Origin of the sequence: Vogesella sp. AC12, from assembly GCF_024437575.1 — a bacterium.
Taxonomy (GTDB): Bacteria; Pseudomonadota; Gammaproteobacteria; order Burkholderiales; family Chromobacteriaceae; genus Vogesella; species Vogesella indigofera.
The window spans coordinates 115,944-130,845 of the sequence record NZ_JANFNU010000004.1 but is presented as its reverse complement, the minus strand read 5'-3'; the positions used below and the strand labels follow the sequence as shown (position 1 = coordinate 130,845).

The 14,902-nt window shown below is 66.5% G+C and carries 16 protein-coding genes; 5 read left to right on the top strand and 11 right to left on the bottom strand.

What is annotated here, in order from left to right; all coding sequences use genetic code 11:
* Positions 1-31: 31 nt before the first annotated feature.
* From NOM55_RS08735 to NOM55_RS08720, 4 genes are read left to right on the top strand one after another with little or no spacing between them, the layout of a single operon-like run.
* Positions 32-1,174, top strand: a complete 1,143-nt coding sequence (locus NOM55_RS08735) for an HlyD family efflux transporter periplasmic adaptor subunit (RefSeq protein WP_255908266.1) — start codon at positions 32-34, stop codon at positions 1,172-1,174.
* Positions 1,175-1,184: 10 nt separating this feature from the next.
* Positions 1,185-2,720, top strand: a complete 1,536-nt coding sequence (locus NOM55_RS08730) for a DHA2 family efflux MFS transporter permease subunit (protein ID WP_255908265.1) — start codon at positions 1,185-1,187, stop codon at positions 2,718-2,720.
* Positions 2,721-2,731: 11 nt separating this feature from the next.
* Positions 2,732-3,268, top strand: a complete 537-nt coding sequence (locus NOM55_RS08725) for a MarR family winged helix-turn-helix transcriptional regulator (protein ID WP_255908264.1) — start codon at positions 2,732-2,734, stop codon at positions 3,266-3,268.
* Positions 3,269-3,313: 45 nt separating this feature from the next.
* Positions 3,314-3,550, top strand: a complete 237-nt coding sequence (locus tag NOM55_RS08720) for a hypothetical protein (protein WP_255908263.1) — start codon at positions 3,314-3,316, stop codon at positions 3,548-3,550.
* Positions 3,551-3,601: 51 nt separating this feature from the next.
* On the opposite strand, the gene NOM55_RS08715 is transcribed toward NOM55_RS08720, so the two are convergent.
* The 11 genes from NOM55_RS08715 to gspG form a co-directional block, all read right to left on the bottom strand.
* A complete protein-coding gene (locus NOM55_RS08715; protein ID WP_255908262.1) occupies positions 3,602-4,210 on the bottom strand; it encodes a type II secretion system protein in 609 nt (202 codons plus the stop codon).
* Positions 4,185-4,565: a type II secretion system protein gene (locus NOM55_RS08710; protein WP_211329252.1), complete on the bottom strand. Its 381-nt coding sequence runs from the start codon at positions 4,563-4,565 to the stop codon at positions 4,185-4,187. Before NOM55_RS08710 ends, NOM55_RS08715 begins: the two co-directional genes overlap by 26 nt.
* A gap of 52 nt (positions 4,566-4,617) precedes the next feature.
* Positions 4,618-5,118, bottom strand: coding sequence for a type II secretion system protein (locus NOM55_RS08705; protein WP_255908261.1), 501 nt, complete (start codon positions 5,116-5,118; stop codon positions 4,618-4,620).
* Positions 5,119-5,135: 17 nt separating this feature from the next.
* On the bottom strand, positions 5,136-7,052 hold the full coding sequence (locus NOM55_RS08700; RefSeq protein WP_255908260.1) for a secretin N-terminal domain-containing protein: 1,917 nt from the start codon (positions 7,050-7,052) through the stop codon (positions 5,136-5,138).
* Between the two features lie 65 nt (positions 7,053-7,117).
* A complete protein-coding gene (locus NOM55_RS08695; RefSeq protein ID WP_255908259.1) occupies positions 7,118-7,618 on the bottom strand; it encodes a hypothetical protein in 501 nt (166 codons plus the stop codon).
* Positions 7,619-7,620: 2 nt separating this feature from the next.
* The gene (locus NOM55_RS08690) at positions 7,621-8,169 is read right to left on the bottom strand and encodes a hypothetical protein (protein WP_255908258.1); all 549 of its coding nucleotides are present in this window, start codon (positions 8,167-8,169) and stop codon (positions 7,621-7,623) included.
* Positions 8,166-8,690, bottom strand: coding sequence for a hypothetical protein (locus tag NOM55_RS08685; RefSeq protein ID WP_255908257.1), 525 nt, complete (start codon positions 8,688-8,690; stop codon positions 8,166-8,168). Before NOM55_RS08685 ends, NOM55_RS08690 begins: the two co-directional genes overlap by 4 nt.
* Before the next feature lie 2 nt (positions 8,691-8,692).
* On the bottom strand, positions 8,693-9,526 hold the full coding sequence (locus NOM55_RS08680; protein ID WP_255908256.1) for a hypothetical protein: 834 nt from the start codon (positions 9,524-9,526) through the stop codon (positions 8,693-8,695).
* Complete coding sequence (locus NOM55_RS08675; protein ID WP_255908255.1) at positions 9,507-11,201, bottom strand: GspE/PulE family protein; 1,695 nt, start codon at positions 11,199-11,201, stop codon at positions 9,507-9,509. The genes NOM55_RS08680 and NOM55_RS08675 overlap by 20 nt, the downstream gene beginning before the upstream one ends.
* Entirely contained in the window at positions 11,198-12,379 is a 1,182-nt protein-coding gene (locus NOM55_RS08670) for a type II secretion system F family protein (RefSeq protein WP_255908254.1), read from the bottom strand. The genes NOM55_RS08675 and NOM55_RS08670 overlap by 4 nt, the downstream gene beginning before the upstream one ends.
* A gap of 12 nt (positions 12,380-12,391) precedes the next feature.
* Complete coding sequence (gspG, locus tag NOM55_RS08665; protein ID WP_255908253.1) at positions 12,392-12,817, bottom strand: type II secretion system major pseudopilin GspG; 426 nt, start codon at positions 12,815-12,817, stop codon at positions 12,392-12,394.
* Between the two features lie 433 nt (positions 12,818-13,250).
* Here gspG and NOM55_RS08660 point away from each other — a divergent pair, with 433 nt between their 5' ends.
* On the top strand, positions 13,251-14,900 hold the full coding sequence (locus NOM55_RS08660; RefSeq protein WP_255908252.1) for an AAA family ATPase: 1,650 nt from the start codon (positions 13,251-13,253) through the stop codon (positions 14,898-14,900).
* Positions 14,901-14,902: the final 2 nt, after the last annotated feature.

Genomic DNA, 14,902 nt, shown 5'->3' with positions numbered 1-14,902 from the left:
ACGAACCATCACACTTTTCGAGGAACATGACATGACCAGCCAAGCCCAAACTCTTCCCGCCGCCCAGATGCCTGCAGACGAAATGCCGGTACGCCGCAAAAAACTGTTCATGCTGCTGGGCGGCGCCATCGCCGCGGCCGCCATCGGCTACGGCAGCTACTGGGTGCTTGTCGCCTCGCACTACGTCAGCACCGACAATGCCTACGTGGCCGCCGAAATTGCCCAGGTCACCCCGGAAGTCGCCGGCACCGTGCGCACGGTGCAGGTGATGGACACCCAGCACGTCAAGAGAGGAGACATCCTGGTGCTGCTGAACGACAGCGATGCCAGGCTGGCGCTGGCGCAGACACAAGCCGATCTGGAACGCGCGGAACGTCGCGTACGCGGTTTCTTCGCCAACGATGCCGGGCTGACGGCGCAGGTGCAGGCACGCAGCGCCGAGCAGACTCGAGCCGCCGCGCAACTGGCGTCGGCGCGTTCGGACCTGGAGCGCGCGCAGCTTGACTTCAAGCGTCGCGAGGCACTGGTCAAGAATGGCTCCGTATCGGCCGAGGAGTTGAGCAATGCCAAGAACGCACTGTCCGTTGCCGAGGCCAGATACCGCGACGCGGAAGCAGCCGCGACACAAAGCGAAGCCTACTACCGAGCGGCGGTCGAGGCGCTCAAGAGCAACCAGACGCTGACCGAGGGCAGCACGCTAGACAGCAACCCCGAAGTGACCCTGGCGCGCGCCAAGCGCGACCAAGCCCGGCTCGACCTGGCGCGCACCGTCATCCGCGCTCCGATCGACGGCGTGGTGGCCAAGCGCCAGGTACAAGTCGGCCAGCGCGTACAGGCCGGCGTCAACCTGCTGTCGGTGGTGCCGCTGCAACAGGCCCACGTCGATGCGAACTTCAAGGAAGTGCAACTTGAAAAGGTTCGTCTCGGCCAAGCCGTCAAGCTGACGTCCGACCTGTATGGCAGCAAGGCGGTCTATCACGGCAAGGTCGTGGGCCTGGCCGGTGGCTCCGGCTCGGCATTCGCCATGATCCCGGCACAAAACGCTACCGGCAACTGGATCAAGGTGGTACAGCGTCTGCCGGTACGCATTGCGCTGGATCCGGCCGAGCTCAAGGCACACCCGCTGTCCGTGGGCCTGTCCATGACCGCAACCATCGACACCCGCGACAACTGAGGAAACCACGATGTCAGCAACGACAACCCATGCTACGCCCGCGCCGCTAAGCGGCGCCACGTTATGGTTGGCCGCGGGGGCACTGGCGGCGGGCAACTTTATTGCGGTGCTCGACACCACCATCGCCAATGTCTCGGTGCCCAATATCGCCGGCGGCCTAGGTGTGGCTGCCAACCAGGGTACTTGGGTCATTACCTCTTATGCGGTGGCAGAAGCCATCACCGTGCCGCTGACCGGCTGGCTGACCGCCCGCTTCGGCACCGTGCGCCTGTTCGTGACCTCGATGCTGCTGTTCGGCCTGTTCTCCATGCTCTGTGGCATGTCGACCTCGCTGGAGATGCTGCTGACCTGCCGCGTGCTGCAGGGGCTGGCCGGCGGCCCGCTCATGCCGCTGTCGCAGACCCTGCTGCAACAGATCTTCCCGAAAGAGAAACAAAGTACGGCCATTGGCTTGTGGAGTATGACCACGCTGGTGGCGCCGGTGCTGGGGCCGCTATTGGGCGGCGTGCTGTGCGACCAGGTGAGCTGGCCGTGGATTTTCCACATCAACGTGCCGATCGCGCTGATCTGCAGCTACATCGCCTGGCAGATGCTGAAGCGCCACGAAAGCGCCATCCAGCGTTCGCGCATCGACGGCATCGGGCTGGCACTGCTGGTGGTCTGGGTCGCGGCGCTGCAGCTGATGCTGGACGAAGGCAAGAACCACGACTGGTTTGCGTCCAATGAAATCGTGACGCTGGCCATCGTCGCGGTGATCGGCTTCGCCGCCTTCCTGATCTGGGAACTCACCGAGCGCAACCCGGTGGTCAACCTGCGCGTGTTCCGCCACCGTGGTTACTGGGTCAGCGTACTGACCATTTCCCTCGCCTTCGGCTCGTTCTTCGGCGCCACCGTGCTCACCCCGCAATGGCTGCAAAGCTATATGGGCTACACCGCGACGGATGCCGGCATCGCACAGGCCATCAGCGGCATCCTGTCCGTGTTGGCCGCACCACTGGTGGCGCAGCTGACCACGCGCATGGATCCGCGGCCACTGGTGTTCATGGGCGTGATGTGGCTGGGCGCGGTGACGCTGTTCCGCAGTTTTGCCACCACCGACATCAGTTTCGTGCAGGTAGCGCTGCCCCTTTTCTTCCAGGGACTCGGCATGCCGTTCTTCTTCGTGCCGCTGATCGGCCTGGCCATGTCTAGTGTGGAAGAACACGAGATGGCCGCCGCCGCCGGTCTGATGAACTTCCTGCGCACCATGTCCGGCGCGATTGCCACCTCGCTGGTGACCACGGCCTGGGAGGACAAGGCCAAGTACTACCACGACGTGCTGACCGGCCTGTCCGATGCCGGCGGCGAAGCGGTACATTCGATGGGGACGGTCTTCGGAACAGAGCCGGCACGCAACCTGCTCAATTATCTGGTGGACAGTCAAAGCATCATGCTGTCGACCAATGAGGTGTTCTGGATCAGCGGCCTGTCGTTCGTGGTGGCGGCCTGTGTGGTTTGGCTCGCGCCCAGACCCACCCGCGTCGCCGATACCAGCAACGTGCACTGAGGCCGATACCAATGGACCGCACCATAAGCCATCCCGCCAAGCCCGGACGGCGTACCGTCCGGGCTGCCGAAGCACTGCTCGCCCGCAGCAAGCCCGGCCTGCCGCCCAATTCGCCACAAAGCATGGAACTGGTTCACCAGCTCCAATGCTTATGGAAGGTGATGCTGGCGGACATGCACGACACGCTGCGCGAAGCCCACCTGACCCCGGTGACCTACGCCACCTTGCTGGTGCTGTACCAGGCGCAGGATGGGGTGATGACCCCCTCCGCGCTGGCGGCAAGCACCGGGGAACAGCCGACCAACGTCTCCCGTATTTGCAACGAGCTGGAAGCCATGCAGCTGATCCGGCGCTCCCGGAGTGCACATGACCGGCGCACCGTCGAACTGCGCCTGACGGCGCGGGGCATCGCGCAAATGGACGCGCTGCTGCCACGCCTGCACGAGCGGGCCGAACGGACATTTTCCGTCCTGAGCCTGTCCGAGAAAAACCTGCTGCTACGGTTACAAAAGAAGATCCTGGCACACGCCGGACCGCTTGCCGGATGACGGCAAGCGTGCCATGACGCCCATAACCCGAGACGAAAGCTCAGCATGCGACACCATCAACCGGTGACCGGGCAGGCGTACCCGCGGGAGTTCCATCGCCCGCTGGTCAGCATGACCGACCGCAAGGGCGTGATCCTGCGGGCCAACCCGGGCTTCATCAGCGCCAGCGGATCCGATCAGGACGAGCGGATCGGCCAGCTGCACAACATCATCCGCCATCCAGGGCATTTGAAGACATGTGGCGCACGCCGGAGGCCGATCAGCCCCGGCGGGGCATCGTGAAGAACCGGCGCGCGGGCCATCCCGGCAGATTGCATCGCGTCCAATCGACGCTCAGCCGTCAGCACCGGTATCGGCGTTGTCGGCCGGCGCGTCGAACGGCTGCTCACTCTCACCATCCTCGTTGGCCGCATCGCCCTTCAGCGCGCCGCCACCAACAATCTGGTAGCTGAACTGCCAGCGCGCGTAGCTGCGCGCACCCTTGAATGCGGCGTCGCGCGGCTCGAACTGGTCGACCTTGAACGGCACGCCGCCGCCTAGGCTGTAGACGCCGGCGATGCCGCCGTCGGGCGCGCGCAGCAGCCCCCACTGCGGCTTGCTGGTCATCGGGTCGGGATACAGCTGGCGCAGATAGCGCTGGACAGTGGGATAGCGCTTGTCCAGCAACAGGTCGGCCAGCGTCGGCGGGTAGCGCTTGGCCGCCGCCGGCGAGCGCTCGTAGTACAGTCGGATCGCCTCGCGGTACTGGTTGCCGACGAACAGCAACTCCTGCTCGCGCTGGCGCTGCTGCACCGTGGACCATACCTCGGCGGTGGCGGCCAACGTCCAGCCGATCACCCCGATCAGCACCAGCAGCCCGAGATAGGTGAAGCCGCGCTGGCCGACAGCCGGCACCCGCCGGGCACGGCGACGCGCGCTACCACTCCTGATAGCGGCTGCCATCCTGTGCCTCGCCTTCGGCGCCGCTCTTGACGTCGAACACCCCGCCCTTGGCCGGATCGTCCGGCGGCACCACCACCCAGGTCGTGCTGCTCTCGGTAAACGGGTCTTGCGGCAGGCTGCGCAGGTACCTGTCGGTCACCAGCTGCTCCAGCGCATCCGGATACCTGGCGCGGTCGCCGTAGTACTTGTCGATGGCCTCGCGCATGATGAACAGGTCGCTGTGCAACACCGCTTCCTTGGAACGCTCGACACTGCTGAGATAGCGCGGCACGGCAATGGTCAGCAACAGGGCGATGATGCTCATCACCACCATCAGCTCGATCAGCGTAAAGCCACGCGCTTGGTGCATTTTCATAGACACGCCCGATCTTCCCTGCCGCACGCGGCACACCACGGCGGCCGCGTTATCACCATTGCCGGTACGGGATGCCGTTCAACCCGTTGCCATCCGCCCTGGAATAGACATCAAACACGTCCTCGCCCTCTTCCGGGGCGTCGGCCTCACTGTCATAGCTGCGCAGCCCCCAGGTCTCGGCGGCGTCCTGCTGCGGGTCGGCCGCCAGCGGATCGCGCGGCAGCCGGCGCAGGAAGAAGATCTTCTTCTGCTTGTCCGGGTCCTTCGGGTCGAGTACGCCTTCCACCAGCACCGCCAGCGTCTTCGGGTAGCCGCTTTCGTCGGCCGCCTTCAGGATGCGACCGTCGTCGACCGCCTTCTTGTAGGCGTCGATGCCGTCGCGGATCTGGCGCAGCGCCACGCGCAGCTCCTGCTCCTTGCCGCGCTGCACCGTCAGCTCCGCCAGCGGCAGCGCGATGCTGGCCAGCAGCGCCACGATCGCCACGGTGACCACCAGCTCGATGAGGGTGAATCCGCGGGCGCGGTGGCCGCCGGTTTGCGCTGGCGCCTTCATTTTCCCTCCCCGCCCGGCTACTGCGCCGGGGCCGGTGCGGCCGGCGGCGGAATCGGTACCGGAGCCGGTGCGGTGCTCGGCGCCGGTGTCGGCTGGAACGGCACGATGCCCGGCAACGGGATCATGCCCGGCACCGCTGGCGCGGCCGGCGGCACGCTGCGACTGCTCACACCCGAAGACGGGATCGGCGACGGCGCGCCGCCGACCGCGCCCATGCCGCCGATACTGCTTTCGGTACCGGCGCGGAATTCGGAAATATTGCGGGCCGGCAGCGCCAGGTTGTGCACGATGTGCGGCGTGATCAGCAGCACGATTTCCGACTTGGAGCGGTTGTCGTTATTGGTGGAGAACAGGCGGCCGAGCAGCGGCAGGTCACCCAGTCCCGGGATCTTGGTCACCGAGCTGCGGTCCTCGTCCTGGATCAGGCCGGCCAGCACCTGGGTTTCGCCATTGCGCAGGCGCAGCATGGTGTCCACCGCGCGCGAGCCGATCTGGTAGGCGATGCTGTCGCCGAAGTTCACCTGCTTGACGATGCTGCTGACTTCCAGCCCGACGTCGATGGTGACGTCCTCGTCCAGGCCGATGGTGGGCTGCACCTCCAGCTTGACGCCGACGTCGAGGTAGGACACCGACTGCGCGATGCCGGCATTGACCACCGCGGTGCTGGTGAACACCGGCACCTTGTCGCCGATGTGGATCTTGGCCTTCTCGTGGTTTTTCACGCGGATGCGCGGGTTGGCCAGCACGTTGGCGTTGGTGTCCTGCGCGCGCAGGTTGACCAGCAGCGCCGGGTTGGCAATGAAGGTGGTCAGCCGGCTGGGATTGGCGCGCAGGTCAATCACACCCTGGGCCACGGTATTGCCCGGGGTGGTGACCTCGGAGATGGTGTTGCCGCCGGTGCCCAGCACTGCGGTGGTGGTGCCACCCTGCAGCAGGCCGTAGCCGACCTGGCCCGGCCATTCGATGCCCAGGTTCTGCAGCCGGGCACGGTTGACCTCCAACACTTCCACTTCCAGGATCGCTTCCGGCTCCGCCAGATCCTGCGACGCGATCAGTTTTTCCGCCAGCCGCACCGCCTCGGGGGTGTCACGCATCACCACCAGATTGCGCTTGTCGTCGACAAAGATGTCGCGCGTCTTCAGCAGGGTGCGGATCAGGTTGGCCGCATCCTTGGCCTCGGCATTGGCCAAGTAGAAGCTTTTCACCACCAGCTCCTGGTAGTCCTTCTGCTTCGCCGGGTTGTTGGGGTAGATCATGATGGTGCGGTCGTTGAGCACGCGGCGGTCGAGCTGGTTGGACACCAGCAGCAGCTGCACCGCCTCCTCGATGGTGGTGTTGCGCACGAAGATGGTGGCCTTCAGGTCGGCGCGCACGTCCTTGTCGTAGACGAAGTTGACGCCGGCAGTGCGCGAGATGATCTCGAACACCGCTTTCAGCGACGCGTCGCGAAACTCCAGCGTGATCGGGCGCGCCAGCGCCGATTTCAGCTGCGGGCTGACAATGCTGTCGCCGGCGCTCTGCTCTTCCAGCCGCCGCAGCATGATCCTGGCGTCGCGATGGCGCGGGTTGTCGGCCAGCACCTGCCGTACCGTGGCCAGTGCCGGAGCCACCTCGCCTTTTTGCTGCTGCGCCTGCGCCTCGTCCAGCATCAGGCGGTGGCGCCGCTCCTGCACCAGACCATCCAGCCCCGCCTGCGCGCGCTGGTTTTGCGGATCGAGGTTCAGCACGCGGCGGTACAGGATCTCCGCGTCGTCGAACTGGCTGTTGAGCTGCACGGTATTGGCCTGTGCCAGCCACTGGTTGATGAAGCGCTCGCGCTGGTTGTACAGGTAGCTCTTGTACTCGACATTGTCCGGAGACTGCTTGACGACCTCTTCCAGGCGGGCAAAGCCCTCTTCCGCCCGGCCGTCCAGCAGCAGCTGTTTGCCTTCCATGAAAGCCTTGTTGCTGGCACATCCCGCGAACACGGACAGGATGAGCAGCCGAAAGAGTAAGCGTTTCAATTTGCCACTCCGATCTCTAAGGTCTGTTGCATTTGCAGCGGCAAGTAGGTGAACGTCATCACCGGTGGCAGGATGCTGTCTGCCCGGTACACCCCGTCGATGACATCACCCGCTTTCACCACCAGATTACGTTCCCCTTGCGCCACGAACACGGTCACCTGGCCGTCGTCGACCGCCTTGCCCAGATAAGTGAACGGCAATGGCGGCGGCTTCGGCGGCGCCGGTTTGGGTGGCGGCGGCGGCACATACCAGCTCTGCACCGGGAACAGATCCTTGACCCGCCCCGCGCCCAGATCGCGCGGCAGGCTGGCCAGGCTGCCGACCTGCAGCTCGGCCGGCGGTGCGACTGCGACGCGGCTACCGCGCGGACGCACCGCCACCGGCTCGACCACCACCGCCCCGGTATCGCTCTCCGGCTGCCCGATGCCGGCCGCCAGCAGCAGGGTCAGCAGCAGTGCGCCCCCCAGCAGCAACCAGCGTTGTCGTTGTGCAAGCATGGTCAGCTCTCCCTCAGCAGCAGCACCAGGTGGATGGCGGCATCCAGCTGCGGCTGGCCGATGTTGTCACGCTTGAAGCGCAGGTTGGCCAGCAACAGCGTCGGGTTCTCGGCCAGCAGCTGCGCCACGAAGGCGCGCAGCTGCCGGTAACTGCCGCGCACCGGCAGCTGCACCTCGTAGCGCAGCAGCTGCCCGCTGCGGTCCGGCAACACCTTGTAGTCGCCGCGCGGCAGCGCCAGCTGCTGCGCCTCGGCGGCGGCATAGATCTTCTCCAGCCACAGCGGCGCGGTCGCCTGGTGCGGAAAGGCGCGATAAAAGCGCTGCAGCCGCAGTTGCGGGCTGGCCACCGGGTGGCTGCGCTGGTAGCGCAGGCGCACGATGTCGCGCTCCTGCTGCTGCGCCTGCTGTTGCAGCTGCGTCAGCTGGCCCTGCAACGGCCGCGTCAGCATGGCGTGGAACAGCAGCATGCCGATTACCAGCAACACCAGCAGCAGCAAGGGCCAGCCCGCGCGCTGGCGCAGGTAGTTCAGCCGGGGCCAGAACGTGTTCATGAGCCGGCCCTCCACTGTGCCGACAGCGAAAAGCGGATCGGCAGTTCCTTGTCCTGCTGGTTGACGTGGTGCTCCAGCAGGGTGATGTCGCCGAGTGCCGGCTGCTGGCCGAGGCGCTCGATATAGGCCAGCATCGCCGGGCGCCGCTTCACTTCCGCGGTGATGCGCACCGTCTGCCGCAGGCTGTCCGGCTCCACTTCCAGCAAGGCAACCTCGTTGTTCCTGGCCGCCTCCAGCGCGTCGAACAGCTGCGGCCACGACTGGTTCAGCCGCGCCCACACCTCGTTGGCGCGGGCGATCTCGCGTTGCAGCGCCGGGGCCACGGCGGGGGCGGCGCGCGGCTGCAGCCGCTGCAGCGCCGCCTCGTTGCGCGCGACCATCTGCTGCTGGCTGGCGACTTCCTGCTGCAGGGCCGCGTAGTAGCCGCCCTGCAGCAACACCACCACCAGCGCGAGCAGCAACAGCAGGCCCCGGCCGTAGTGGTGGCGGGTTTTGACGTAGTCGAGATCGATCGCGCGCATGTTCAGTCTCCCAGCAGCGCCATGCTGCAGGCGGCCCGGTCCGCCGCGGACAGGGCGGCCAGTGCCGACGGCAGCGCCAGCGGGCGCAGGCGCAGCGTCTGCGGCTCGGGCCACACCACCGCGCTGCCGTCGCCGGCAAAGGCGTACACCTCCAGCGGCAGGGGGCTGCGCTGCAGGCGCAACAGCATGCGCGGCAACACCGCCGGCAAGGCGGTGGCGATGTCGCCGTCCAGCGGCTCGAACACCAGGTCGCTCCAGCCGCGCTCGTCAAAGCAGGCCAGCCCCACCCGCCCCGGCTCCGCCAGCAGGAAGGCGCCGCGGCCAACCTTGATCTGGCCGCGCCAGTGATTGCAGGCCGCCATCAAATAGGGTTGCACCGACGCCAGTCGCAGGCCGGCCTCCTGTGCCAGCGCAGCGGCTTCCTGCAGCAGTTCGCTGTCGATGGCACTGGCCAGCAGCGGCCCGCCGTAGCCGCTGCCGCTCCAGCGGTACAGCCACTGCGCGGCGGCATCGCCGTATACCTGCTGGAAGGCGTGCTGCACCAGCGCCTGCCACTCTTCCGGGGTGTCCAACCCCTCGCGCCACGGGATCAGCTGGTAGCGCACGAAATGGTTGGACAGCACCAGCGTTGCCGCGCGCGGTGGCAGGCGCTGCTCCTGCAGCAAGCCGCGCAGAGCGGCCAGCGCCGGGCGCCACGCCGGCCCCTGCTCCGCCGGCGGGCAGGCGGCCACCGCGCGCTCGACCAGCCGTGGCCGCAGGCCGCGCGACAGCCGCAGCCAGACCGCGCGTTCCGGCGCCAGCGACAAGCTGATTCGCTCATGCAACGAAAGTGACACGATTGATTTCCTGTAGTGTGGTTTCTCCGCGCTTGACCATGTCGACCGCGGCCTCGCGCAGAAAACGGGTGCCGTTGCGACGCGCGGCTTCCTTGATGTGGCGGATCGGTTCGCGCGCCACGATCAGCTCGCGGATCTCGTCAGTCAGGCGCAGCATTTCGCCGATCGCCTTGCGCCCCTTGTAGCCGGTGCCGCGGCAGTGGCCGCAGCCGCGCCCGCTGCGAAAGCCGTCGTGCGCCGCCAGTTCGGCCGGCAGGCCGGCGGCCTGCAGTTGCGCCGCGCTCAGCCGCTCCGGCTGCGAGCAGAACGGGCAGTTCAGCCGCACCAGGCGCTGCGCGAAGATGCAGTTCAGCGCCGAGACGAAGCTGTACGGCTCGATGTCCATGTGGATGAAGCGGCCGATGACATCGAACACGTTGTTGGCGTGCACGGTGGTAAACACCAGGTGGCCGGTCAGCGCCGCCTGCACCGCGATCTGCGCCGTCTCGGGATCGCGGATCTCGCCGACCAGGATCTTGTCCGGGTCATGGCGCAGGATGGAGCGCAGGCCGCGCACGAAGGTCAGCCCCTTCTTCTCGTTGACCTGGATCTGCAGCACCCCCGGCAGCTGGTACTCGACCGGGTCCTCGATGGTGATGATCTTGTCGCTGCCGGAGTTGATCTCGGTCACCGCCGCGTACAGGGTGGTGGTCTTGCCGCTGCCGGTCGGGCCGGTGACCAGCACCATGCCGTACGGCTCGCTGATGTAGCGGCGGATCTCGCCGATCAGCTGGCTGTCGAAGCCGAGGCTGTCCAGGCGCAGCTCCTGCTGGCTGTCGGTCAGCGTGCGCCGGTCGAGGATGCGCAGCACCGCGTCCTCGCCGAGGATGTTGGGCATGATGGAGACGCGAAAATCGACCTCGCGTCCCTGCATCGCGATCTTGAAGCGCCCGTCCTGCGGGATGCGCCGCTCGGCGATATCCAGCTCCGACATCACCTTCACCCGCGACACCATCTGCTCGGCCAGATCGGCGCCGTTGAGGCTGCCCACGGTCAGCAGCACGCCGTCGATGCGGTACTTCATCACCAGCCCGTTGCCGCCCGACTCCAGGTGGATGTCGCTGGCGCCCATCTTCAGCGCGTCGTAAATCACCGAGTGCACCAGCTTCACCACCTGGCTGGTGTCCTCGCTGATCGACTTGTAGGAAATGTCCTCCAGCGTCTGCGTGGTTTCGACATGGTTGGCCGCAGAGCCGAGCAGCACGTCGATGGCGCGCCAGGATTCCTCGTAACGGGTGAGGAAGGCGGCCAGGTCGCCGCGGTGCACCAGATACCAGCTGGCGGCCGGCTGCACCGCGCAATGCACCCACTCCTGCAGCGCGGCATCGAACGGGTTGCTGAACAGGATGCGCAGCTCGCCGTCAGCGTTGCGGCAGGCCATGCACTCCTGGCGCACCGCGTCGGGGTAGGCGATCACGTCGAAGGCCGGTTGCAGCTGCTCGATGTCAGCCATCGCCAGTGCCGGGTAGTGCGCGGTGGCGGCGAGGTGGCGCACGAAGGCATCCGGCGCCAGGCCGCTGCCCTCTTCCAGCACCGCCAGCAGCGGCCGCTGGTAGCGCTGCGCGTCGTCGCGCGCCTGCTGCACTTGGCTGGCGCTGAACGCCACCGGCTCGGGGATGGAAAGATCGCGGCTCATTGGATGCTCCCGGCCAGCTCGAAGATGGGGAGGTACATCAGCACCACCACGATGCCGATGACCAGCCCGATGAACACCATCAGCACCGGCTCGAACATGCGCATGAAGCGCTCCACCGCCAGTGCCATTTCTTCCTCGTAAAAGCCGGCGATGCGCCCCATCATGCTGCCCATCTGCCCGCTGCGCTCACCGACGCGCAGCATGCGCAGCGCCACCGGCGTGGTCAGCCCGTGGCTGTGCAGCGCGCCGGAAATCGGCTTGCCGTCGCTGATGTCGCGCGCCGCCTGCTGCAGCCGCAGCCGCAGCGAGGCCTGCAACACGCCGGACACCATCGCCAGCGCCGGCACCACCGGCGTGCCGCCGACCAGCAGCATGCCCAGCATGCGGTACAGCCGCGCCAACTGGTACAGCCGCATGCGCTCGCCCAGCGACGGGATCTTCCACAGCAACTCGCCCAGCCGGCGGATGACCTCGGGACGGGTCAGCAGGTAGCCGGCCGCGAGCAGCAGCAGCAGCAGCCCCGGCAGCAGGAACACGGCATAGGCCTGGAACAAATTGCCCCAGGCCAGCAGCAAGCGCGAGAACAGCGGCAGGTCGCTGCCCATCGTTTCGTAGACCTGGGCGAAGCGCGGCACCACGTAGCCGATCAGGAACAGCAGCACCGCGCCGCCGGCCAGAATCAGCAGCGCCGGATAGATGGAGGCGCTGATCACTTTCTTGCGCACCGCATCGACCTGGGTCTGGTAGGCGAGGTAACGGCCGAGCGCATTCTGCAGATCGCCGGTTTTCTCGCTGGCACGCACGGTGGCGACATACAGCGAAGGAAAGGTCTCCGGAAACTGCTGCAGCGCCACCGACAGCGACAGGCCCTCGTGCAGGCGCTGGATGATCTGGCTCAGGATGCGGCGCGACTCCGGGCGCGATTCTTTTTCGTTCAGCGCCTCAATGGCCTCCACCAGCGCAAGCCCGGCCTCCAGCAGCGCGAGCAACTCCTGGGTAAACAGCGCCAGCTGGAAGCCGGAACGCGACCATGTCCACGAGAAGCTGCGCTGCCTGACCGCCAGCACGGCATAGCCCTGGTCCTGCGCCTGGCTGACGGCTTCACCATCGCTGAGGGCTTCCAGCACCAGTACCGCTACCTCGCCATCATGGTTGATGGCCTTGATCTCGAAATACATGATGTTCCTGACCTAGCTGCCGATATCGGCATCCTCGCCCGAGCCACCGGACTGACCGTCCTTGCCGTAGCTGTACAAGTCATATTCGCCGCGCTCTCCCGGCTGGCGATACTGGTAGGGCCGTCCCCACGGGTCCGGCGGCGGCGCCTTTTTCAGGTACGGCCCCTGCCACTTCGGCTCGTCGGCCGGGCGCGTGTACAGTGCGGCCAACCCTTGTTCGGTAGTGGGATAGCGGCCGGTATCCAGCCGGTACTGGTCGAGCGATTTTTCCAGCGCGTCCACCTGTGCCTGCGCCGTCTTCACCTCCGCCTTGCCGACCTGCGCGAAATAGCGTGGCGCCACATAGCCGGCCAGCAGGCCGATGATCACCAGCACCACCAGCAATTCCAGCAAGGTGAACCCCGCGCTGCCGAATCGCTTCCGAGAAAGGCTATACATAGATTTCACGCCTCGATCCGCCGGCCAGCCCTGCCCTGACGGCGGCCTGCCACGCAGTAAGCTACTTGACCCAGTTGTCAATCATGCTTACAACAGAATTTAGATAAATACATTTATAGAGGGCCACGCCGGCTTTCGCCATCCATTCTTCAGTGCTAGATGCAATGCAAAGACAACGCATATGGCTTTCGCTAGCGATAACGGATGGGGTGCCGATAGCGGCAGGCCAGATGCACGCGAGGCCCAATCCGCATGGCGCAAGGCAGGGGGAAAAAGCAGCGCCGGCAGCTGTAACCGGAAACACGGCGCCAGCGGTGGCGTACTTTAAGAAATGGCCGGCGGCGGCCGGCAATTCGCGGCAAATACCGGGTGGCAAACTATACTTTTTTTCAACCGTACTGATATCGGATAGCACATCACAACAGGTCGCGCCATGTACACCAGTCACTATGGCCTTGCCGACTCGCCGTTCTCGATCGCGCCCGATCCGCGCTATCTGTTCATGAGTCAGCAGCACCGCGAAGCGCTAGCCCACCTGATGTACAGCATCAGGGGCGAAGGCGGATTCGTGCTGCTGACCGGCGAGGTCGGCGCCGGCAAGACCACGCTGTGCCGCTGCTTTCTGGAACAACTGCCCGCGCACTGCGATGTCGCCTTCGTCATCAATCCCAAGCTCACGGTGCCGGAGCTGCTGGCCACCCTCTGCGAAGAGCTGCAGATCGCGCTGCCCGCCGAGCACGGCAACAAGGCCTGCATCGACCTCATCAACAAGCACCTGCTGGCCGCCCACGCGCAGGGCCGCACCACGCTGCTGATCATCGACGAAGCGCAGAACCTGAGCGACGAGGTGCTGGAGCAGGTGCGGCTGCTGACCAATCTGGAAACGCACGAGTGCAAGCTGCTGCACATCATCCTGCTGGGGCAGCCGGAACTGCGCGACAAGCTGGCACGGCCGGAATTGCGGCAACTGTCGCAGCGCATCGTCGCCCGTTACCACCTCGGCCCCTTGCAACGCGACGAGATCGCCCCCTATATCCAGCACCGGCTGAGCGTGGCCGGCAGCCATCTCGACCTGTTCCCGCCGGCGGTGATGCGGCAGCTGTTTGCCTGTACCGGCGGCGTGCCGCGCAAGCTGAACGTGCTGTGCGACCGCGCCCTGCTCGGCAGCTACGCGCAGGGCAAACCCCGCGTCGACCGCGCCACGGTGCGGCAGGCGGCTCGGGAAGTGTTCAACAGCAGCCCGATCCGCCCATGGCACAAGCTGGCCCTCGCCAGCGGCGCCCTGCTCAGCACCGTCGCGGTCGCCACCGTGCTGTTCTATGGCGCACAACCGGCCGACCAGCCCCCGCCAGCCGCCGCCACCGCTGCCCGCAACACGGCAACCCGTACCCCTGCGCCGGCACAGCCCGCCGCAACCGCTGACGCGCCCCGCCCCACCACCGCACTGGCGCGCCTGCCGGCGCCGCTGCCGGCCGCCGACCTCGCGCAGGCATTGGCGTACCGCACGCTGCTGGGGCAATGGCGGATTCCGGCACCGGTCAGCGATGAAGCCGGTGCCTGCCAGCAAGCCGAACTGTTCGGCGCCCGCTGCCTGAGCGGCAGTGGCGACCTGGACAGCCTGCGCCGCCTCAATCTGCCGGCGGTATTGCAACTGCGCCAGCCCGCCGGCCAGCTGCAGCACCTGACCTTGCTGGCGCTGCAAGGCGAACAGGCGCGGGTGGTCATCGGCCAACAACAGCACGAGCTGACGCTGGCGGCGCTGGCACAGGCATGGAACGGACGCTACACCGTGCTGTGGATGCCGCCGCCGCATTATCAGCAGCCGCTGGCGCCCGGCAGCCGCAGCCTGGCGGTCGCCTGGTTACGGCAACAGCTCGGCCAGCTACCGGCGGCCGGCGGCGCAACGTTGGCCGCAAGCTACGATGCCGGGCTGGCAGCGCGGGTACGCGACTTCCAGCTGCAGCACGATCTGCCCGGCGACGGCATCGCCGGGCCGCTGACCCTGATACGGCTGGCTCAGGCCGGTAATCCTGACTCGCCACACCTGAGCGCCACCGCGCCCGTCACCATCCGGAAGGAGTGATC